17 protein-coding genes and 1 tRNA gene are annotated in these 20522 nt (G+C 71.9%); 8 read left to right on the plus strand and 10 right to left on the minus strand.

The genetic code is table 11. The features are described 5' to 3' along the window. Window positions 1-70 precede the first annotated feature (70 nt). The 5 genes from Sri02f_RS31960 to Sri02f_RS31980 form a co-directional block, all read right to left on the minus strand. Entirely contained in the window at window positions 71-619 is a 549-nt protein-coding gene (locus Sri02f_RS31960; RefSeq protein WP_109004802.1) for a SigE family RNA polymerase sigma factor, read from the minus strand. A gap of 238 nt (window positions 620-857) precedes the next feature. Then, window positions 858-2027 (minus strand): lipid-transfer protein, encoded by a 1170-nt coding sequence (locus Sri02f_RS31965; RefSeq protein WP_109004803.1) that lies wholly within the window; start codon window positions 2025-2027, stop codon window positions 858-860. Continuing rightward, a complete protein-coding gene (locus Sri02f_RS31970; RefSeq protein WP_109004804.1) occupies window positions 2024-2419 on the minus strand; it encodes a MaoC family dehydratase in 396 nt (131 codons plus the stop codon). The genes Sri02f_RS31965 and Sri02f_RS31970 overlap by 4 nt, the downstream gene beginning before the upstream one ends. After that, a complete protein-coding gene (locus Sri02f_RS31975) occupies window positions 2416-3432 on the minus strand; it encodes a bifunctional MaoC family dehydratase N-terminal/OB-fold nucleic acid binding domain-containing protein (protein WP_245970899.1) in 1017 nt (338 codons plus the stop codon). Before Sri02f_RS31975 ends, Sri02f_RS31970 begins: the two co-directional genes overlap by 4 nt. Window positions 3433-3751: 319 nt before the next feature. Further along, window positions 3752-4066: a hypothetical protein gene (locus Sri02f_RS31980; protein ID WP_109004805.1), complete on the minus strand. Its 315-nt coding sequence runs from the start codon at window positions 4064-4066 to the stop codon at window positions 3752-3754. A 458-nt stretch (window positions 4067-4524) separates the two neighbouring features. Between Sri02f_RS31980 and Sri02f_RS31985 the strand changes: the two genes are divergently transcribed. Then, window positions 4525-5439, plus strand: a complete 915-nt coding sequence (locus Sri02f_RS31985) for a bifunctional DNA primase/polymerase (RefSeq protein WP_109004806.1) — start codon at window positions 4525-4527, stop codon at window positions 5437-5439. A gap of 102 nt (window positions 5440-5541) precedes the next feature. Here the strand turns inward: Sri02f_RS31985 and Sri02f_RS31990 are convergent, their stop codons facing one another. Beyond that, the gene (locus tag Sri02f_RS31990) at window positions 5542-6261 is read right to left on the minus strand and encodes an LAETG motif-containing sortase-dependent surface protein (RefSeq protein WP_109004807.1); all 720 of its coding nucleotides are present in this window, start codon (window positions 6259-6261) and stop codon (window positions 5542-5544) included. A gap of 426 nt (window positions 6262-6687) precedes the next feature. After that, window positions 6688-6772, minus strand: a tRNA-Ser gene (locus tag Sri02f_RS31995). A gap of 647 nt (window positions 6773-7419) precedes the next feature. On the opposite strand from Sri02f_RS31995, the gene Sri02f_RS32000 reads away from it, so the two are divergent. Further along, window positions 7420-8061: a hypothetical protein gene (locus tag Sri02f_RS32000; RefSeq protein ID WP_109004808.1), complete on the plus strand. Its 642-nt coding sequence runs from the start codon at window positions 7420-7422 to the stop codon at window positions 8059-8061. Between the two features lie 451 nt (window positions 8062-8512). On the opposite strand, the gene Sri02f_RS32005 is transcribed toward Sri02f_RS32000, so the two are convergent. Beyond that, window positions 8513-10138: a S1C family serine protease gene (locus Sri02f_RS32005; protein ID WP_109004809.1), complete on the minus strand. Its 1626-nt coding sequence runs from the start codon at window positions 10136-10138 to the stop codon at window positions 8513-8515. Window positions 10139-10452: 314 nt separating this feature from the next. Here Sri02f_RS32005 and Sri02f_RS32010 point away from each other — a divergent pair, with 314 nt between their 5' ends. The 3 genes from Sri02f_RS32010 (at window position 10453) to Sri02f_RS32020 (ending at window position 13572) form a co-directional block, all read left to right on the plus strand. Next, complete coding sequence (locus Sri02f_RS32010) at window positions 10453-11289, plus strand: glycerophosphodiester phosphodiesterase (protein WP_109004810.1); 837 nt, start codon at window positions 10453-10455, stop codon at window positions 11287-11289. Between the two features lie 299 nt (window positions 11290-11588). Then, entirely contained in the window at window positions 11589-12227 is a 639-nt protein-coding gene (locus Sri02f_RS32015) for an ATP-binding protein (RefSeq protein WP_109004811.1), read from the plus strand. A gap of 379 nt (window positions 12228-12606) precedes the next feature. Then, complete coding sequence (locus tag Sri02f_RS32020) at window positions 12607-13572, plus strand: DUF5926 family protein (protein WP_109004812.1); 966 nt, start codon at window positions 12607-12609, stop codon at window positions 13570-13572. A gap of 276 nt (window positions 13573-13848) precedes the next feature. Here Sri02f_RS32020 and Sri02f_RS32025 read toward each other — a convergent pair whose 3' ends face one another. Together Sri02f_RS32025 and Sri02f_RS32030 are read right to left on the minus strand one after the other, a co-directional pair. Further along, window positions 13849-14490, minus strand: coding sequence for a hypothetical protein (locus Sri02f_RS32025; RefSeq protein ID WP_109004813.1), 642 nt, complete (start codon window positions 14488-14490; stop codon window positions 13849-13851). A 56-nt stretch (window positions 14491-14546) separates the two neighbouring features. After that, on the minus strand, window positions 14547-15212 hold the full coding sequence (locus tag Sri02f_RS32030; RefSeq protein WP_109004814.1) for a bifunctional DNA primase/polymerase: 666 nt from the start codon (window positions 15210-15212) through the stop codon (window positions 14547-14549). A gap of 523 nt (window positions 15213-15735) precedes the next feature. On the opposite strand from Sri02f_RS32030, the gene Sri02f_RS32035 reads away from it, so the two are divergent. The 3 genes from Sri02f_RS32035 to pdxR all read left to right on the plus strand — a co-directional run bounded on the left by Sri02f_RS32035 (window position 15736) and on the right by pdxR (window position 20391). Continuing rightward, entirely contained in the window at window positions 15736-17271 is a 1536-nt protein-coding gene (locus Sri02f_RS32035; RefSeq protein ID WP_174855750.1) for a PP2C family protein-serine/threonine phosphatase, read from the plus strand. Between the two features lie 111 nt (window positions 17272-17382). Then, window positions 17383-18840 (plus strand): aminopeptidase P family protein, encoded by a 1458-nt coding sequence (locus tag Sri02f_RS32040; RefSeq protein ID WP_109004827.1) that lies wholly within the window; start codon window positions 17383-17385, stop codon window positions 18838-18840. Between the two features lie 198 nt (window positions 18841-19038). Beyond that, the gene (gene pdxR, locus Sri02f_RS32045) at window positions 19039-20391 is read left to right on the plus strand and encodes a MocR-like pyridoxine biosynthesis transcription factor PdxR (RefSeq protein WP_174855747.1); all 1353 of its coding nucleotides are present in this window, start codon (window positions 19039-19041) and stop codon (window positions 20389-20391) included. Window positions 20392-20522 lie beyond the last annotated feature (131 nt).

The raw sequence follows: 20522 nt of genomic DNA on the forward strand, positions 1-20522 counted from the left end.
TAGCCGGCGATGATCGATCACGTCACGGCACGTCACGACAAAGCCCAGGTCAGCACACCAGGTCGGCGCACTACCGAACAAGTACCAGTTCAGGGTCCTCACGGAGCTTGCCCAGGGCCCGCGACACCGCCGACTTCACCGTGCCCACGGAGACGTCGAGCACTTCGGCCGTCTGGACCTCGCTGAGATCCTCGTAGTACCTGAGGACGACCATCGCCCGCTGCCGCGCGGGCAGCTTCATGATCGCCCGCCACATGGCGTCGTGCAGCGCCTGGCGCTCGGCCGGGTCGTCCCCGCCGCCGACCGGATCCGGCTCCGGCAGCTCCTCGCACATGAACTCGTCGACCTTGCGCTTGCGCCACTGCGACGTGCGCGTGTTCAGCAGCGCCCGGCGGACGTAGCCGTCCAGCGCCCGGTGGTCCTCGATCCGCTCCCACGCGACGTACGTCTTCGTGAGCGCGGACTGCAGCAGGTCCTCCGCGTCGCACGGGTTCGCGGTCAGCGACCTGGCGGTGCGCAGCAGCACCGGCTGCCGGGCCCTGACGTACGACGCGAAGGACGGGTACGGTGAAGGCCGCGTCATGCCGTTCGAAGCGCTGGTGCACACGGGTGTGGTCATGGCTCCACGCTAGGTTCGCCCCCCGGCCGCGCGGATCGCCCGCAGGTCCCGAAGCCGAGTCCGTCTCAGGTTGTAGGGGTGGTGCGAGCCCCACCTCCTGAAGGTGGACGAGAAGTCTCCGACTACTGCGGGATGACCCCTGGTACTACGGGATGACCCCTGAACCGCGGGATGCCGCCTGGTATTGCGAGATGCCGCCTGGTATTGCGGGACGACCCCGGATGCCGACGGGCGACCCTCATCCGTCCGAGGCGAGGACGAGGCCCGACGTCGGCACTCCGGTCCCCGCCGTCACCAGGACCCGAGAGGCTCCCGGCCGCTGGTTCACCGAGGTGCCGCGCAGCTGTCGTACGGCCTCCGCGATGCCGTTCATCCCGTGGAGGTACGCCTCCCCGAGCTGACCGCCGTGGGTGTTGAGCGGCAGCCGGTCCTCAGCCACGAAGGCCGCCGCCTCGCCGGGGGCGCAGAAGCCGAACTCCTCCAGCTGCATCAGCACGAACGGTGTGAAGTGGTCGTACAGGATGCCCACGTCGATGTCGGCCGGCGCCAGCCCGGAGCTGCGCCACAGCCGGCGGGCGACCACGGACGTCTCCGGCAGTCCCGTCAGGTCGTCCCGGTAGTAGCTGGTCATCTGCTCCTGGGCCCGGCCCGCGCCCTGCGCCGCCGCCGCGACCACGGCGGGCGGCCGCGGCAGGTCGCGGGCCCGCTCCAGCGAGGTGACGACCAGCGCCTGACCGCCGTCCGTCTCCTGACAGCAGTCCAGCAGCCTGAGCGGTTCCGCGATCCAGCGCGATGCCGCGTGGTCGGCGAGGGTGATCGGGCGGCCGTGGAAGTACGCCGCCGGGTTCGTCGCCGCGTGCCGACGGGCGGTGACGGCGACGGGCCCGAAGGCCTCCTCCGCGCCGAGCCCGTGGGCGTACAGGTACCGCTGCGCCGCCATCGCCACCCAGGAGGCCGGCGTGAGCAGACCGAACGGCAGCGACCAGCCGAGCGCCGCGCCCTCCGCCGACGGCTCCCGGTGCCGCACACCCGACCCGAAACGGCGCCCGGAGCGCTCGTTGAAGGCGCGATAGCAGACGACGACCTCGGCCACGCCCGTCGCCACGGCGAGCGCCGCCTGCTGCACCGTCGCGCAGGCCGCGCCGCCGCCGTAGTGGACCCGGGAGAAGAAGGACAGCTCGCCCATGCCGCAGGCCTGGGCCACGGTGATCTCCGGGCTGGTGTCCATCGTGAAGGTCACCAGGCCGTCCACGTCGGCGGGCGTGAGGCCCGCGTCGGCCAGGGCGGTTCGCACCGCCTCCGCCGCCAGCCGCAGCTCGCTGCGCCCCGAGTCCTTGGAGAACTCCGTGGCCCCGATGCCGACGATCGCGGCCCGGCCGCCCAGGGAGTCCCGCACGTGCCCGCTCACTCGCCGATCCCCGTCGGGAGGGTGAGCGTGACCGTCCCCGTGACATGCCGGCCCACGCCGTTGTCCCCGGTGACCCGCACCACGGCCGTGTCGCCGTCGACCTCCTCGACCCGGCCCCTCAACACCATGACGTCCCCCGGGTAGTTGGGTGCGCCCAGGCGGATGGCGACCTTGCGGAGCACCGCCGCGGGGCCGAAACAGTCGGTGAGGTAGCGGCCGACCAGGCCGTTGGTGGTGAGGATGTTCATGAAGATGTCGGGGGATCCCTTGCGCCGGGCCAGCTCGGGGTCGTGATGGACGTCCTGGTAGTCGCGCGAGGCGAGGGCGCCGGCGACGATCAGGGTCCGGGTGACCGCGATCTCCAGCGGCGGCAGCTCGTCGCCGGCCTTCACGCGGCTCCCTCCCGCGCGCGGAACACGGGCAGGGTCAGCTCGTCGTCGTAGACCCGGAACTCCAGCGCCACCGGCATCCCGATGCGCACCTTGTCGTAGGGCACGTCGACGACGTCGCTGATCACCCGGACGCCCTCGGCGAGTTCGATCAGCCCCACCGCGTAGGGCGGGGAGAACGCCGGGAAGGGCGGATGATGCATGACGACGTACGAGAAGACCGTGCCCTCGCCGCCCGCGTCGACGGTGTCCCACTCCGCCGAACCGCAGGCGTTGCAGCCGGGCAGCCACGGGAAGCGCAGGGTGTCGCAGACGGCGCAGCGCTGGATGAGGAAGCGGTGGTCGCGGACTCCCGCCCAGAAACCGGCGTTGTCGCGGTTGACGACGGGCCGCGGCCGAAGTTCCGGCTGCCTCGCCTCCGTCACTGCCGTCGCCGTCCCGTTCCGCGTCGCCGTCCCGTTCGCCGGCGTGTTCCCCGTTGCCGCTGTGGCCGTCGTCGCCGCCTCCGCCGCCTCGGGGTGCGGCTCCCGTGCGGCGGGCGCGTACTTGAGGATGCGGAAGCGATGGGTGCCGACGAGCGTCCCGCCCGCGCGGATCTCGGTCCGTGTCGTCACGAAGTATCCGACGCCCAGCTTGGTCGTCTTGCGCCGTGAGACCGACTCGATGACCGTGTCGAAGGCGACCTCGTCCCCGGGGCGCAGCGGACGCGCGTACTCCTGCTCGCAGTCGGTGGCGACGACCGCGGTGCAGCCCGCCTCGTCGAGGAGGGCCAGCAGTTCGTCGTAAGCCTGCGCACGTGCGGCGTGGCCGCTCAGACCGCCCATGATCCACGCCTGGAGCATGGTGGGAGGGGCGATCGCTCCGGGGCCGGTGTACGCCGGGTTGGCGTCGCCCATCGCCTCGCACCAGTGCCGGATCATGGGCGCGTTGACGGGGTCGCGGCCCGCGCCCGAGACCGCGGCGGGGCGACCCTCGTAGGCCTTGAGCCGCAGGTGGAGATGGTCGTCGTCGTCCACGGCCGCACTCCTTCCAGACGGTTTCTGACTGTCCGTCAGATTGCGCCGCCTGTCAAGGTCGTCGTCGCACGGAAAACGCCTGCGCGGCGACGCCGAAGCACCGCCGCACAGACGCACTCCCCCCACCCCCCCCAGCCCCCTAACCTCCCCAGCCGCCCCCGCCCCCGCCCCCGCGCACAGGCCACTCAGGCCGCCGCCCCTCCGAGCCCCCAAGTCCCCAAGTCCCCAAGCCCTCAGACCCCCAAGCCCTCGGCCCCGGACACCCCCACCCCCACGCCCCCCACCCCCACGCCCCCAGGTCAGTCGGTCACCCCCAGGGTCACCACCACAGCGGGGTGAAGCCGACCGCCACGTTGCTGTTCCCCTGGTTGAGCGCGGTGAACGCGGACCCGTTGACCTGCGCGGTATTGCTCTGGGTCGAGGCCCCGGAGCCGACGGCGTTCTGCTGTGTGGTGGACGAGTTGCCGCGGTTGTCGTGGCCGACCCCGCTGCCGACGACGCTCGCCGCACCCGCGTTCGATCCGTCGTCCGCGAAGCCACCGCTGTCCGCCGTCGCGACGCCGGTGAAGAGCGCGGCGGCCAGCGGAAGGGCGGAGACGGCGGCGATGACGCGAGCGGTACGGATGCCTGCCATGGTGTTCCTCCAGAACGGAAGTACGGACGTACCCGGACTGCGTGAGCACCCGGAATACGGACGCACTCGACGCAGATGATGCAGATGGCGCAGGTGACGCAGCTGTAGTAGCTGAAGTAGCTGTAGTAGCTGACCCTGCTGAAGTACGGCTTCCACCAGGACAGTTGGCCGACCGTCCCGGCACTGTGACGACGTCGCCAGACCAGAGTTGCCCACCGAATACCGGGCGAACCATCCTTTAAGCCCTGATTCGCCCTCAAGCGTGAGGGTGAGTCGATAAACCACCATCGCGACTTTTGCCGTCCTCGATGCCGCAAACGATGGCAGATCGACCCCCTGCTTCCCGCGCCCGGCAAGAGGCGAAGCGTTACGGCATTTTCCCGGCGACGGTCACCCGCCTCCGGCGCGTCGCCGCCGACCCTCTTCCCTTTATCGAACACACGTACGACACTGATTCCATGGCCACCACCGACCGGTACCCCCGGCAGGCCGCCACCCTGGCCCTCGCCCACGCCCTGTCGGCCGCCGAACGCGGCCTGGCCGTCATCCCCCTGTCCCGGGCGAAACTCCCGGCCCTGCGCTCCCCCCACCGCGACGCATCCGGACCGGCCGGGCCGCCGTGCCACGGCGAGTGCGGCCGCTTCGGCCACGGCGTCTACGACGCCTCGACCGACCCGGCACGCATCCGCGAGCTGTTCGCCGCCGCGCCCTGGGCCACCGGTTACGGCATCGCCTGCGGCCTGCCCCCGCACCACCTCATCGGCGTCGACCTGGACATCAAGTCGGACACGGACTCCGCGGCCGCGCTGCGCGCCCTCGCCCTGCGCCACAGGTTCACCATCCCGCCGACGATCATCGTCCTCACCCCGTCCGGCGGGCGGCACCTCTGGCTCACCGGACCGCCGGAGGTCGTCGTGCCCAACTCGGCCGGCCGCCTCGCCCCCGGCATCGACATCCGGGGCGCCGGCGGATACCTGGTCGGCCCCGGCTCCCGCACCGCCCACGGCGCCTACGCCACCGCCCCCGGCACCGCCCACCTCGCTCCCGCGCCCTGCCCGCGCTCCCTGCTGCGCCTGCTGCTGCCGCCGCCGCGCCCGCCCCGCTCCGGCGGCGGCCCGACGGCGGGCGGCGCGCACGGCCGCGGCCTGGTCCAGTTCGTCCTGGCCGCTCACGAAGGGCAGCGCAACACCCGGCTGTTCTGGGCGGCCTGCCGGGCGCACGAGGACGGCATCGGCCCGGAGCTGACCGCGGACCTGGTCGCCGCCGCCGTACGAACGGGACTGACGCCGAGGGAGGCTCGGGGCACGATCGCCTCGGCGGCACGCATGACCACGCACCGCCTGACCCGCGACACCCCGGGCCCGCCGAGCTGACGCAGCGCGAGCCCGGGGTTTCGCGGCCCGGGTCGGCCAGGGTGCTGGCGCGGGTGCGGTTCCGGTTCCGGGAGCGGTGGGGATCCAGGCGCGGGTCCGGTGTCAGTGGGAGTGCGGCGTCCTTCGGCGGCGCAGCGCGAGCACGGTGCCGCCGCCGGCGAGAACGAGCGCGGCGGCGACGCCCGCGACCAGCGGCGTACTGCTGTTCGCCCCGGTCTCGGCAAGGGCGGTGCCTCCGCCCGCGGGCGACGGAGCGCTGCCGCCCTGCACCGGAGTCGCCGACGCGCCGGACGACGTCGAGGACGACGGCACGGAGGCCGAAGGCGTCGACGAGGGGGAGGACGACGGCGACGGCCGGCCGGAGGGCGCGGCGGACGCCGAGGACGAGGCCGAGGCCGACGGGCCGCCGGTCGCACAGGTCTCGTCCTGGATGACGACCAGGGGCTCGACGTCGTCGTCGACCTGGTCGCCTGCCTTGATGTGAACCTGGAACGTTTCGCCGGCGTACCACTCCAGGGGAGTGAGATCGACGGTGACGCCCCGCGCGGTCGGGTGCTCGATCTTCTTGGTCTCGATGAGGCGCAGGTTGTTGATCGGCTGGTTCAGCTGGAGGAACAGGGAGACGGTGGCCGGCGTGCCGGAGGCGTCCTTGTCGGTGACGCGGATGACGCCCTTGCCGTGCGCGTCGCAGACGGCGGCTGCCGAGAAGTCGCCGATGCTGCACGCGAGCGCCGTGTGGGCGGCGCCGACGGCGAGCACGGCCGAAGCGGCGAACGTGCCTATGACGCGGGCCGCCGAGGCGGCGCGGTATGAACGAGACACACTTGTCCTTGAGTTCGATCAGGATGCGACGGTGCGGCTCCCGGGAACGCCGGCCGACGACACGACCGAACGAGCCCTGGGAGCCCCTCGATGGTTCTCCGCTAACTTTAAGTCGCAGGTCAAACGGCTGGTGTGACCGGTGCTCAGGATGCTCACGCCGGTAGTGGGCGGGAGCCTGTGGAGTAGATCGTCTGTCAGCGGTCGACTTCGAGGTTCGTCAGAACGAGCAAGGCTCGTGGCCAGCAGGTTCCGTCGGCCTCGACGGTGAAGGCGCCCCACACCGGATCGTCCGTTCCAGGGCCACTGGGCGTCGTCCCCCATCCGTACCCGATGGACCGGGTGCCCAGGGGGAACCGCGGTCGTGACCAGGCAACGTGCATGACGAAGGCCCTCGACCATTGGTGCTGGTCAAGGGCCTTCAACCTGCGGTGGGTGTGGGATTTGAACCCACGGTGACTCGCGCCACGACGGTTTTCAAGACCGTTCCCTTAGGCCGCTCGGGCAACCCACCCGCGCCCCGGCCCACCTGGGGCGGAGCGGATACAGACTACCGGGCGCGGGCCCGAAGCGGGGAGCACGGTCCACACGGGGTCCACAGGCTCTCGACTGGGGTACCGGCCCTCCCCATGAGCAGCACCTCAATCTGGTACCGCGCCAGCAAGCAGCCAGCTGCTGCCGGTGAAACCAAGCTCGTCCCTCTCGAACATAGGCGCCTGATCTCTAGGATGGGGGACCGTTGGGCGGGGGCTCCGCCTTCCTACCGGCTCATGGTCAGTGGTCGGGGTCAACGGCCCCTCGGTCAGAGCAGTGCCTTCTGAGTCCGGCGTCTCCCCGGCTGAAGTTGCACGCCGGGCAGGCCACAGCATCGCAGTCCTGTTCCGTTTCTACGCCAAGGCAATTCACCGCAACCAACAGCGCTCGACCACCGGCACCCCGAACGGGTGATCGGTAACCCTCGATGCCCCCGGCGTTCGGCGGGGAGCATCAAGCCCGTTCAGCGAAGTTGAGTTGGCCATGTCACGGGACCGTTACGGAGTCGTCTTGGATCAAGGACCGAGGCAACGGCTCGGATCCTGGGCCCCTCATAATGATCAAGCACGTGCCGAGGGACGCCCACACCTCAGCCCCAACCAGTAGATCACGCAGGGGAACTGACACATGATCCGCAACCGCCGCAAGGCCTTCCTTGTCTCCGCCGCGCTCCTGGGCGGCACCCTGCTGATGACGGCGTGCAACCAGAGCGACGACGCCGACAGCTCCTCCGGCAAGGCCGACGCGTCTGCGGCGGCGAGCAAGTCCGGTGCCACAGGCGTCAGCGGTGCCTCCGCGTCCCCCTCCGATTCCGGGAAAGCGTCCGGCAGCACGTCCGGTTCCGGGAACACGTCCGGTTCCGGGAAGGCGTCCGGCGGCAGCACCTCCGGTTCCGGGAAAACGTCCGGCGGTGGCAACACGTCCGGTTCCGGGAACGCATCCGACTCCGGCGAGACCGTCGTGGAGGGCCTCAACAAGGGCAAGGGCGTCAGCGGCACCTGGTACGGCATCGTGCGGTACGTGGCGCCCGGCAAGTACCTGGTCGATGGTCCTGCGGCCAAGGGCTCCGGCGGTGAGCAGCAGGCGTTCTTCCTCGCCGAGGACACCGTGATCCTGGGCGGGGGCCAGATCTGCGGCACCGCCGGCTCGAAGGTGGACGCCCCCTGCGAGGAGGCCGACCTGGAGAAGGCCGCAAAGAAGGGCGTGGAGGCCGAGGTCGTGGTCAAGAACGGCACAGCCACTCAGATCACCGACGGTGCGCTCCTCTGATCCGATAGCTCGCAACGAGCAGAGGCGGTCTGCCGGAAGCCACACTTCCGGCAGACCGCCTCACTCATTGCCGCGTCTCGGCGCTTCCGGCGTCAGGTTCAGACGTAGAGGCCGCCAACTCCCCTTCGCGCGGTCCTGGGCAACGGTCCGTGCTCCAGACCCGCAAGGGGTGCTGACCAGCGGGTTCGTGGTTCGCTTGTGCCGGACTCCGGTCCACGTCTGGTCCACACGCACTGAGTCACACCGTGACAGAGCCTGATCAAGGTGAGACAGCTCGCACGCGGAAGGGGTGCCCCTCAGTGAGGGGCACCCCTTCTGACCAGTACGTCTATGACCTGCGGTGCCACCTGGCTCCGGGCCCACGAAAACGGGGTCACGCTCTCGCGTTTTTCAGGACCGTTCCCTTAGGCCGCTCGGGCAGCCCACCCCGTGCCGGTACGCGCGCGTGGGTTCAGTTGTCGCCCTTGCGGGAGCCGAGGGTGAGGTCCACCGTGTGGGTCTTGCCGCTGCGCTCGTAGGTGATCGTGACCTTGTCGCCGGGCTGGTGGGTCCAGATCTCGCCGATGAGGGTCGGGCCGCTGTCGATCACCATGTCGTCGAGCTTGGTGATGACGTCGCCGGGCTTGAGGCCCGCCTGGTCCGCCGGGCCGCCGGACTCGACCGCCGAGGAGCCGCCCTCCGCCGTGTCGGTGATCTTCGCGCCGCCCGAGCCCTCCTGCAGCGAGACCGACGCGCCGATCTTGGCGTAGACGGGCTCGCCGGTCTTGATCAGCTGCTGGGCGACGTACTTGGCCTGGTTGATCGGGATGGCGAAGCCGAGGCCGATCGAGCCGGACTGGGTGGTGCCGCCCAGCCCGCCGCCGCCGGTGGACTGGATCGCGGAGTTGATGCCGATGACGTTGCCCGAGGCGTCCAGCAGCGGACCGCCGGAGTTGCCCGGGTTGATCGAGGCGTCGGTCTGCAGGGCGCTCATGTACGAGGAGGAGCTGCCGGAGCCGTCGCTGGAGGCCACCGGCCGGTTCTTCGCGCTGATGATGCCCGTGGTGACGGTGTTCGACAGGCCGAAGGGGGCGCCGATCGCGATCGTCGAGTCGCCGACCGCCACCTTGTCGGAGTTGCCGAGGGCGAGCGGCTTCAGGTCCGAGGGGGCGTTCTTCAGCTTGATGACGGCGACGTCGTAGCCCTTCGCGTGTCCGACGACCTCGGCGTTGTACTTCTTGCCGTCCGGGAAGGTCGCCGTCAGCTTGCCGCCGTCGACCGCCTCCGCCACCACGTGGTTGTTGGTGACGATGTGACCCTGGGTGTCGAAGACGAAACCGGTGCCGGTGCCGCCCTCACCGCTGCTGGACTGGGCCTCGATGGTGACCGTGCTGGGCAGGGCCCTGGCGGCCACGCCGGCGACCGTGCCGGGATCGCGCTTGACGGCGCCGCCGTCGGTGGAGGCGGAGACGGTGGTGGAGCCGCTGTTGTCGTCGTTCCTGGCCAGGGTGTAGCCGAGGCCGCCGCCCAGGCCGCCGGCGACCAGCGCGGCGACCAGGACCGCGGCGACGAGCCCGCCGCGGCCACGGCCCGACTTGGGCGCGGGCTGCTGGTAGGAGGCTCCCCACACGGTCCCGCTGCCCCCGCCGGCACCGGCGCCGGCCCCGTCGGCGCCGTACGCGTGCGTGCCCGCACCGGCGTCGGCGTACAGGGGGGTCGCCGGGGGAGGCGGGTTCTGCCAGTCGTTCCCAGGGGCCACCGGGGATCCCTGAGGGGCTGCGGACCCGTGCGCCGCGGAGGCATGGGGCACGGTCGGCGGCGGCCAGTCGCCGTCGACCGGAGCGTACGGGGCGGGCGCCGTCCGGGGCGTGCCGGGCGGAGGCCAGCCGTCCTCGGGTGCGCCGGTCGCACCGGCCCCTCCCGCCGGGACGGCGTCCGGCGCCTGGTGGGGCGCCGCCGGGAGCGGGGTGGTGGGCGCGCCCGCGTCCGGTGCGGGCGCCTGCGAGGCGGCCGAGGGAGACTCCACCGGCACGGGGGGTGCGGACGGGGCCGGGGGTACCTGAGTGCCCTCGCTCTTGCCCTCGTTCTCGGTGCTCACAGCTCTTCTCCTCGATCCACGGCTGTTTTCGGCGGTCGCACTGGGTGGCACTGGGTCATGCTCGGCATCGCTCGTCATCGCTCGTCATCGATCGACGCGCTTCGTCGCACGCTTCGTCCACTACCCGGCGCGCTGAAGCTGTCGCATGTCCTTTTGTACGTCTCAGCTTTTCCCACGGGCCGTCAGAGCACCATAAGCGGTGCCTGTGGGTCCACGGTCTTTCTTTATAAGGGTCAATACGCACAATAAGCGCGCATCTTCGAAACATCTCAGAGGGTTCTCAGACGACGGGCCGTCGGTGGCACGATGACGCGGTGACTCACGCACGGCAGCACCACATTCAAGTCGTCGCCCACCGGGGCGCCTCCGAAGAGGCCCCCGAGCACACCCTGACCGCGTACAAGAAGGCGATCGAGGACGGTGCGGACGCCCTCGAATGCGATGTGCGGCTGACCGCCGACGGTCATCTCGTCTGCGTGCACGACCGCCGCGTCAACCGTACGTCCAACGGACGGGGCGCGGTCTCCGCCCTGGAGCTCGCCGACCTCGCGGCACTGGACTTCGGCTCCTGGAAGACGAAGGAGGCGCACGAGGCCTGGCACGCGCGCGAGGAGGACCCCGACTGGGAGGTCCGGCCCGAGGACCGCGAGGAGACCTCGGTGCTGACCCTGGAGCGGCTGCTGGAGCTCGTCTCCGACGCGGGACGGCGGGTCGAGCTGGCCATCGAGACCAAGCACCCGACCCGCTGGGCCGGACAGGTGGAGGAGCGGCTGCTGACGCTGCTCAAGCGGTTCGGCCTGGACGCGCCGGCCTCGGCGGCCGAGTGCCCGGTGCGGATCATGAGCTTCTCGGCGCGCTCGCTGCATCGCGTGCACGCCGCCGCGCCCACGATCCCGGCGGTCTACCTGATGCAGTTCGTCTCGCCCCGGCTGCGCGACGGACGGCTGCCGGCGGGAGTCGGGATCGCCGGGCCCTCGATCCGGATCGTGCGCAATCACCCGGCGTACATCGAGCGCCTGAAGCGGGCCGGCCACCAGGTGCACGTGTGGACCGTGAACGAACCGCAGGACGTCGATCTGTGCGTCGGGCTGGGGGTCGACGCCATCATCACCAACCGTCCGCGCGCGACGCTACGACGTCTGGGCCGCTGAGCCGGGCTCCGGAGATCCGGAGGGGCCCGGGCAGGCTCCGGAGGGGCCCGGCAAGGCTCCGGACGGGCTCCCGCCCGGGCTCCGTCCGGGCTTCACCCGGCCCCGGGGGCAGCCGCGCGGAGCCCTCGTTGGCCCCCGGAAGTCACACAAGTCCCAGAAGCCCCATCCACACCTCTTGACCCACAGCGCGACCTACAGCATTCTCCGTTCTCAGCCATACCGTCCAGATTCAGCCACTCACTGACGAGCCCCTCACAGGGAGTGCTCCGGCGCGTTCGATCCGTGTTCGGTCGTTCCGAATGCGTCCCCGGACCTGCATTGGCCGGTTTCCGGTACAGGCCAATGGGGCATCCACACCGTGGCGTGGGGCGAAGGAGGTCTCGGGGGTGGCGTTGGTGGTGGCACAGGAGGTGCCCGCGTCGTCGAGCATGGCCGTACCCCATGGCCCTGCGGGCGTGGGGAACGCGAGACACCGCATGCGCGATCAATTGCGCAGGGGCGGGGTGTCGGAATCGGTCATCGACGACGCCGTACTGATCCTTTCCGAACTTTTGAGCAACGCCTGCAAGCACGGCAGACCACTGGGCGACGCCCTGGCCGGGGACGGCGACGTCCGGGCCGCCTGGCGCGTCGATCCGGGCGGCCGGCTGGTGGTCGAGGTGACCGACGGCGGCGGTCCGACCCGCCCGGCGCCGGCGACCCCGTCCGTCACCGCGCACGGCGGCCGTGGGCTCAACATCATCTCGGCGCTGGCCGACGACTGGGGCGTCCGCGACGACGCCCTCGGCGAGGTCACGGTGTGGGTCGTCGTGCACGCGGACGTGTACGACCCCGACGCGGGCTGCCGGCGCGACGACTTCGCCTCCCGGGTCGGGGCGCCCACGGTCGCGTCGATGCCCGGCCTGGACTTCGCGGACGTGTTCGACGACATGGACTAGACCCGTGGACCACGCGGGGCCCGCCGCCCGCCGGGCGTCGGTCGGGGGGGCGGACGCCGTGCCTCCCCACGGGGCGGTGCGTCGTCTCATGCGGTGGATCGTCTGCTGCCTCATGCGGCGGACGATCCGTCGTCTCATGCGGTGGGGCCGCCTGCCGCGCCATGCGGTACGCCGTCCGTCGCCTCATGTGGTGCACCGTTGCGCCTCATACGGTGCTGCGGTGCGCCGTCCGCCGCCTCCTGGGGTGGGTCGTCTGTCGCCTCATGGGGTGGGTCGTCCGCCGTCCGCGAGCCGTGCGTTGTCCACAGGTTCCCGTGACGGAGCGTGCGAACGGCTAGGCTCCCGCCGTACCAGACGAGCCGTACCCGGGAGACACCCAGTGGCCAAGAAGCGACCCCAGACGAAGGCCAAGCGGCCGCAGCTCACCGACGCGGACATCCCGGTCGTCGGCGCGCGGGAGCCCTGCCCCTGCGGCAGTGGCCGCCGCTACAAGGCCTGCCACGGCCGGGCCGCCGCGCACGCCGCGACCGAGCTGGTGCAGCGCCCCTTCGAGGGGCTGCCGGGCGAGGGCGACTGGGTGGCGCTGCGCGAGCTGGTGCCGGCCGCCACGGTGGAGCTGACGCTCAGGGACGGCCTGCCCGAGGGCGTGCCGTCGGTCACGCTCGCCACGGTGCTGCCGATGGCCTGGCCTGCGCTGCGCCGCGACGACGGCTCGGTGCTGCTCGGCCTGCAGAACGACACGCCGTCCGGCGACATCAGCCGCGACCTGGCCGACACCCTGCAGCGCGCGCTGGAAGCGGATCCGGGAACTCCGGTCCAGGCGCGCCGCGCCCCGGCCGACGGTCCGCGGATGCAGGACCTGCTCGACCCCGAAGGCACGTTCGCGCCAGTTGTGCACAGCGGCTTCGAGTTCTGGGTGCCGGACCCGGAGAACGCGGCGCCGGAGGTGGCCGCCTCCCTGGAGCGGGCCAACGCCGCGGCCATCCCGACCGTCAAGCTGGCCGGTGTGGACTGCGCGTACTGGTGCGAGACGCCGGAGAAGAACCACCTGCGCTGGGTCATGCCGTACCCGGAGGAGCAGCTTCTGGACGCTCTCGCGCGGCTGCATGCCGCGGGGCGCGCCGGTCTCGGGGAGGGCACGCGCCTGGTGGGCTCCTTCCGGGCGCACGGCCTGACGGTGCCGGTGTGGGACCTGCCGAGCGCGGTCACCGCGGACGACGTGGAGAAGCCGGCCGCCGAGTTCGCCGAGCGGCTCGCCGCCGCCCTGGCCTCGGACGCACCGCTCACGGCGGACGAGCGTCGCGCGCGCGGCGGCCTCACCAACCGACAGGTGACGCTCAGCTGACGCCCAGGGCCACAACAGGGCTGCGCTGAACGGCCGTTCGGTGTGTCGGCGCGGCCGTCCGGGGTGAGTCCGCTGACAACTGCCTTCCGCACAAGGCGAGTCGACGCCAGAAGCGACGACTCGCCGGTGTCCGGAAAGCCGATGAAAACAGGAGATCGAATTTGCTTAGGGCCGATCTCTTGTTACCGTTCGAGTAGCCCGGTTGCTGGTGCATCCCCCGTCGCCAGCAACCGGGTTTTTCCGTACGCGAATCCGTTCACTCGGAGCCAGCGTTCTTCAACTGCCCGTGTCCGAGCGGAAGTTGCTGCCGGAGCGCAACAGCAGCGGCCCGTCGTCGGATGCTCGGGCGAATTCCGCGACCGCCGTGTAGTCCGGCAGGTTTCCCCGGCTCCGCTCATGGAGCGTCTCGCAGGACTGCGGCTCGTCCTCGGCACTCACCGCGCAGTTCGTCTGCACCGTGCGGCCCGCGGGTCCCATGAGGCTCACGAAGGCGTCCAGGGCGCGGCCGGTGGCGTTGCGGTAGTAGGTGCGCGCCCAGGTGTCCTCACCCTGCGACAGCACGCAGGTCTGCGCCTCCACGCCGTCGGGGGAGGTGAGCTCGGGGCCGCACCGGGCGGCGGTGGCCAGACCCAGACCGAGCAGCAGCGGCGACCGGGAAGGCGCGACGGAGGGCGCCTTGGGGTCGGCACGCTCTCCGGCGCGCGGATCGTGGCGTTCCGCGGCGCGCGGACCATGACGTTCCGCGGCGCGCGGGCCGGTCGCCTCGGCGGCGCGCGGGTCGCTCATGTCGAGCGCGCGGATGACGGTCGCGTCGGCCGCGCGATCCTCGTCGCCGACCGGCCCCGCGGACGCCATGGCCAGAGGCAGTGCGATCGCGCCTGCCACGGCGCCCCCGAGGGCGAGGAGACGAAGGTTCATGTAGCGGAAGATAGAGGGCGAACCCCGGCGTCCGGTCCGGTGCACGCCCGACACCCCTACAACTCGGGGGCGCTCACACCCGTACGAGTGAGGGCGTCGACGACGGCGTCCACCACGGCCTCGACGTCGGGCACCCAGGGTGAGGCCGAGCCGGGGAGCGGTGCGCGCTCCCACCGGATGTCGCCGCGGCCGGTCTCCGACGGCGGCAGGGCGATGTAGCCGCCTTCACCGTGGAAGCGCAGTGAGCCGGGGACGAAGTCCTTGGCGTAGAGCAGCTCGCCGAGCTGCTCCATCGAGTACGGCCGCACCAGGAAGAACCAGCGCGTGGGAGAGGCCACCACCGGGCCGAGGCGCATGCCCTGCAGGTCGAGCGCCACGAGCGCGCGCGAGGCGGCGAGGGCCGGGAGACTGACCGCGCAGGGAGCCGTGCCCCCGGTGGCCAGGATGATGGGCGACGCCGGCCGGTTGCCCCACCACCAGCGCACCATGCGGGCGTCGGTGGTGGCCGCGAGGAGGCCGGGGTCGAAGGGATGGGCGCCGGGGACCGTGCACTCCGGGTCGGGGCAGGTGCAGCGGGACGTGCTCCGCTGGTCCGCCGTCGCCCCCGGGAGGACTGGCCACTGCCACTGCGTCGCGAACGTCAGGGCCGCCTCGAGCAACTCGGGGCCTCCGTCGTTGCGCCGGGACAGCAGCCTGCGTCGCTTTCCGAGGATCTCGCGCATGAGCGCTCGTTCCTTTCCGTTGCACCGCTGGCAACACCGTGGGTCTCATCACACCATGTGTCGATCACTTCACTGTGCGTACCTTGTGGCGCATCACACCCCTGTCCTGGACAAGGGGGACCCCTCAGGGTCGAGGTGGCGGCCGCCTCCGCGGCCACTCCGTCCGACTTGCGTCCATCTAGTGCCTGGGCGTGGCGTGGGGTGGCGAAGTCTGGCGTTTAGCGTCGCGCGTATTTCTCTCCGCCTCCGCCACGGGAGGATGGGGCACGGTCGTCGATGACTATGACGCCCGGTCCGGTCACCAGGTTCCGGAAGGCTCCTACGAGCTCCCGACGACCCCGGCCCTTACCGAGTACGTACCCATCGCGACCGCTGTGACGCTCCGTCGAGCAAACCCAGTCGACCGCAATCACCCGTTACCCGAGGCAGTTTTAAGCCAATTTTGCATTTTCGCAAGGGAGCCGGAAGAACCGTGCGTGATTCTCCCAAAGACCCCGCGGACACCAGTAATCCCAGCAGGACAATGCTGGACATCCCCTCACGAGTGCGTGTACATGTGGAGGCACCGCTAGCGGCGCAGAATGACATGGGGGTTTGCGATGCCTCTGAGCAATACGCTCCGGTCCGAGAGCCGGACGCCATGAACGCCCCTCACCCTCCGAAAGTGGCTGGAATCGATTCAACGGTTCCCTCACCCGCACACACTGTCCCGCCCGCGCCCGCCGCCCCGGTCCCCGCGACGGTCCCCGCGCCCCCCTCGGGCCCCCCGCTCCCCACCGGCCCCGGAGCCGTCCTGACGGACCGGCTCGCCGGGTGGGTCTCGGACCTCACCACTCTCCACGAACTCACCGAACGCCTGGCCCGCACCGACGTGCTGGCGGACGCCCTGACGGAGTTGCTGCAGGCCGGAGCCGCCCTCGTGGGCGCCCGCCGCGGTCTCGTGGTCCTCGAGCCCGCCGACCGGCTCGGCCCCGACACCACGGTCGGCCTGGGCCTCGGCCGCGCCGACCTCGGCCACATCGAGACGGTGCCGCGCAGCGCCCTGTCCTACGGCCGGATCCTCGACGGACTGCCCGGCGGCGAGGGGGAGATCGCCGAGCCCGACCTGCTCGCCGGGGACGGCCTGGACCCCCGCCACCGGGAGGTGGCCGCCCGCCTCGGCTACGCCGCCAGCTACGCGCTGCCGCTGCACGCGGACGGCGCGCCGGGCCGGCTCGGCGCGGCCGTGTGGCTCTACGACGAGCCCGCCGAACCGGGCGAACGCCAGCGCCACCTGGCCGGCCTGTACGTCCGGTACGCGGCCGAGCACCTGGCCCGGCTGGTCGAGCTCGAACGCACACGCGTGTGCATGAGGACGATGGCCGAGGAACTGCTGCCGTCCCGGCTGCCGCGGGTGCCCGGCGTCCAGCTCGCCGCCCGGCACCGCACCGGCCCGCGCGCGGGCGGCGACTGGTACGACGCGCTGCCGCTGCCGGACGCCGCGCTGGGTCTCGCCGTCGGCTCCGTCACCGGGTCCGGCCCGAGCGCCGTCGCCGCGATGGGCCGGCTGCGCGCCTCTCTGCGGGCGTACGCCGTGATGGAGGGCGAGGACCCCGTCGCCGTCCTGTCCGACCTGGAGCTGCTGCTGCGGCTGACCGAACCCGCGCGGTCCGCCACCGCCCTGTTCGCCTACTGCGAGCCCGCCCTGCGCAAGATCACTCTGGCCGGCGCGGGGCACTGCCCGCCGCTGCTGGTCGGCGAGCGGCGCACGGAGTTCATGGAGACCTCCGTCTCCGCGCCGCTGGGCATGCTGGCCTGCTGGGAGGCGCCCAGCGTGGAGCTGGAGGCGGAGCCCGGCGAGACGGTCCTGCTCTACACCGACGGTCTGCTGCACCGCACCGGCGAACCCGTGGACCGCGCCTTCGCCCGGCTGCACGCGGCCGCGGCCGGGGTGCCGAGGCAGCTGCGTCAGGACCCGGGCGCGATCGCCGACCACGTGCTGCGCACGGTCCTGCCGGACGGGCTCGCCGAACAGGACAGCGACGAGGACGTGGTGCTGCTGGCGGCGCGCTTCGAGTAGGACGGCGACGACTGCGGGTGACCGGCCGGGAAACAGGTCCGTCGTCCCTGGGCCCCCTTACGTACGACCGTACGATGGAGGGGGTCCAGTGCCGTATCTAGGAGGATGACCGTGGCCGACGAGCTCACCCCGGAGACCCCGGAAGAGTCGGAAGAGCCCATCAAGCAGCGGAAGAACGGCCTGTACCCGGGCGTGTCCGACGAGCTGGCCGAGAGCATGAAGTCGGGTTGGGCCGACACGGAGCTGCGCGACCTGGAGCCGATCGCCCAGGCCGCGGAGACCGCCGCCCGCCGCGCCGCGCTCTCCGCGCGCTTCCCGGGCGAGCGTCTGGTGATCCCCGCGGGGAACCTGAAGACGCGCTCCAACGACACGGAGTACGCCTTCCGCGCCTCCGTCGAGTACGCGTACCTGACCGGCAACCAGACGGAGGACGGCGTGCTCGTGCTGGAGCCCGTCGCCGACGGCCACCAGGCCACGATCTACCTCCTGCCCCGCTCCGACCGCGAGAACGGCGAGTTCTGGCTGTCCGGCCAGGGCGAGCTGTGGGTGGGCCGCCGGCACTCGCTCGACGAGGCGGAGCAGCTGTACGGCATCCCGGCCTCCGACGTGCGCGAGCTGGCCGACCGGCTGCGCGAGGCCACCGGGCCCGTGCGCGTCGTGCGCGGCCACGACGCGGGCATCGAGGCGGCCCTGACCGACAAGGTCACCGCCGAGCGCGACGCGGAGCTGCGCGTCTTCCTCTCCGAGGCCCGTCTGATCAAGGACGAGTTCGAGATCGGTGAGCTGCAGAAGGCCGTGGACTCGACCGTCCGCGGCTTCGAGGACGTCGTGAAGGTCCTCGACCGGGCCGAGGCGACGAGCGAGCGCTACATCGAGGGCACGTTCTTCCTCCGCGCGCGTGTGGAGGGCAACGACGTCGGCTACGGCACCATCGCCGCCGCCGGCCCGCACGCCTGCACGCTGCACTGGGTGCGCAACGACGGGCCGGTGCGCCCGGGCGATCTGCTCCTGCTGGACGCGGGCGTCGAGACCCACACGTACTACACGGCAGACGTCACGCGCACGCTGCCGATCGACGGCCGCTTCACCGAGATCCAGAAGAAGATCTACGACGCCGTGTACGAGGCCCAGGAGGCCGGTATCGCCGCCGTGCAGCCGGGCGCCAAGTACCGCGACTTCCACGACGCGGCACAGCGCGTGCTGGCCGAGCGGCTCGTCGAGTGGGGCCTGGTGGAGGGTCCGGTCGAGCGGGTCCTGGAGCTCGGGCTCCAGCGCCGCTGGACGCTGCACGGCACCGGGCACATGCTCGGCATGGACGTCCACGACTGCGCCGCCGCGCGCGTGGAGTCGTACGTCGACGGCACGCTGGAGCCGGGCATGGTGCTGACCGTCGAGCCCGGGCTGTACTTCCAGGCCGACGACCTCACCGTGCCCGAGGAGTACCGGGGCATCGGCGTCCGGATCGAGGACGACATCCTCGTCACCGCGGACGGCAACCGGAACCTCAGCGCCGCGCTGCCCCGGCAGTCGGACGAGGTCGAGAGCTGGATGGCTTCGCTCACGGGCTGACCGACGGACCGATGGACTGGCGGACTGGCGGACTGGCGGACTGGCGGCGAAGTCGAAGCCGACGGCCGGGCGCCGCAGGGGGCGGCCGGCCGTCGTGCGGGCTGCGGGTCGGGGGGACCGCGGGTCACGGGCGCTACGGGCCGTGGGAGCTGCACGCCTTGGGGACTGCCCCCGCGGTCACTCGCCCGGGGGGTGGTTGTGGACCTGCATGTGGAAGCGGACTCCGCCGAAGGGCGGCGTGCCGGGCTCGAACGCGCCCTGCGGGACGCCGTGCGGGACGGGCGGCTCCCGCCCGCGACGCTGCTGCCCGCCACGCGACGGCTCGCGGCCGAGCTCGGGATGTCGCGCAACACGGTCAAGGCGGCCTACGACCAGCTCGTCGCCGAGGGCTACCTCACCGCGCGGCAGGGATCCGGCACACAGGTCGCGCCGCTGCCCCCCGTCGCCGCCGATCCGCCGGAGGCCGCCGCACGCGCGCGTGCGCCGCGCCACGACCTGCGGCCCGGCAGCCCCGACGTCGGGACGTTCCCGGCCGCGGCCTGGCTGCGGGCGCTGCGCCGCGTTGTCGCGACGGCGCCCTCACCGGCGTACGACTACGGCGACCCGCGCGGCCGCATCGAGCTGCGCACCGCGTTGTCGGGCTATCTGGGCCGGGCGCGGGGCGTCGTCGCGCCGCCGGAGCGGATCGTCGTCACCTCCGGGTACGTGCAGGGTCTCGCTCTTCTCACGCGCGTGCTGCGCGACGCCCCGATCGCCATGGAGGACCCCGGTCTGCCCTTCCACCGCGAGGTCGTGCGGCACAACGGCGGAACCGTGACGGCCGCGCCGGTCGACGAGCGCGGCGTGCGCGTCGGGGAACTGGGCGACGCGGGGGCGGTCGTCGTCACGCCGGCCCACCAGTACCCGACGGGCGTGACGTTGCACCCGGGCCGGCGGCGGGCACTGACGGAGTGGGCACGCGCGCGTGACGGGATCATCATCGAGGACGACTACGACGGGGAGTTCCGCTACGACCGGCAGCCGGTCGGCGCGCTGCAGGGCATGGCGCCGGGGCAGGTCGTCTATCTGGGGACCGCCTCCAAGACGCTCGGTCCGGCGCTGCGGCTCGCCTGGATGGTGCTGCCGCCGCAGCTGGTCGACGCCGTGGCCGACGCCAAGCTGCACAGCGACCACCACACCGAGTCCATCGGGCAGTTGGCGCTCACCGAGCTGATCGTCGGTCACGCCTACGACCGTCATGTGCGCGCGTGCCGTCTGCGCTACCGGCGCCGCCGTGACCTGTTGCTCGACCGTCTGGGCGCGCGCCGTGGTGTGCGCGGGATCGCAGCCGGGCTGCACGCGCTGGTGGACGTGGGCGACGAGGAGGAGGTGCTGGCGCGGGCGGCCGCGGAGGGGCTCGCGGTCGGCGGCCTCGGCGAGCACTGGCACGACTGCGGCCGGGACGGTGCGGGAGGACGGCCGCAGGGGCTGGTCGTCGGCTACGGCACGCCCAGGGAGCGGGCGTACCCCGAGGCGCTGGAAGTGCTCGCGAAGGTGCTCGAAGGGAACTGAGCCGGAGCACCGGAGCCAGGGGCCGGGTGTCCGGTGTCCGGTGTCCGGGAGTTTCCGCGTTTGTGCGTTTGTGCGTTTGTGATTGGACCACTGAAGAGCCTTCTCATTGGTCCTGCCCGCCGGTCCAACGC

It is taken from the genome of Streptomyces rishiriensis, assembly GCF_003112535.1.
Classification (GTDB): domain Bacteria; phylum Actinomycetota; class Actinomycetes; order Streptomycetales; family Streptomycetaceae; genus Streptomyces; species Streptomyces rishiriensis.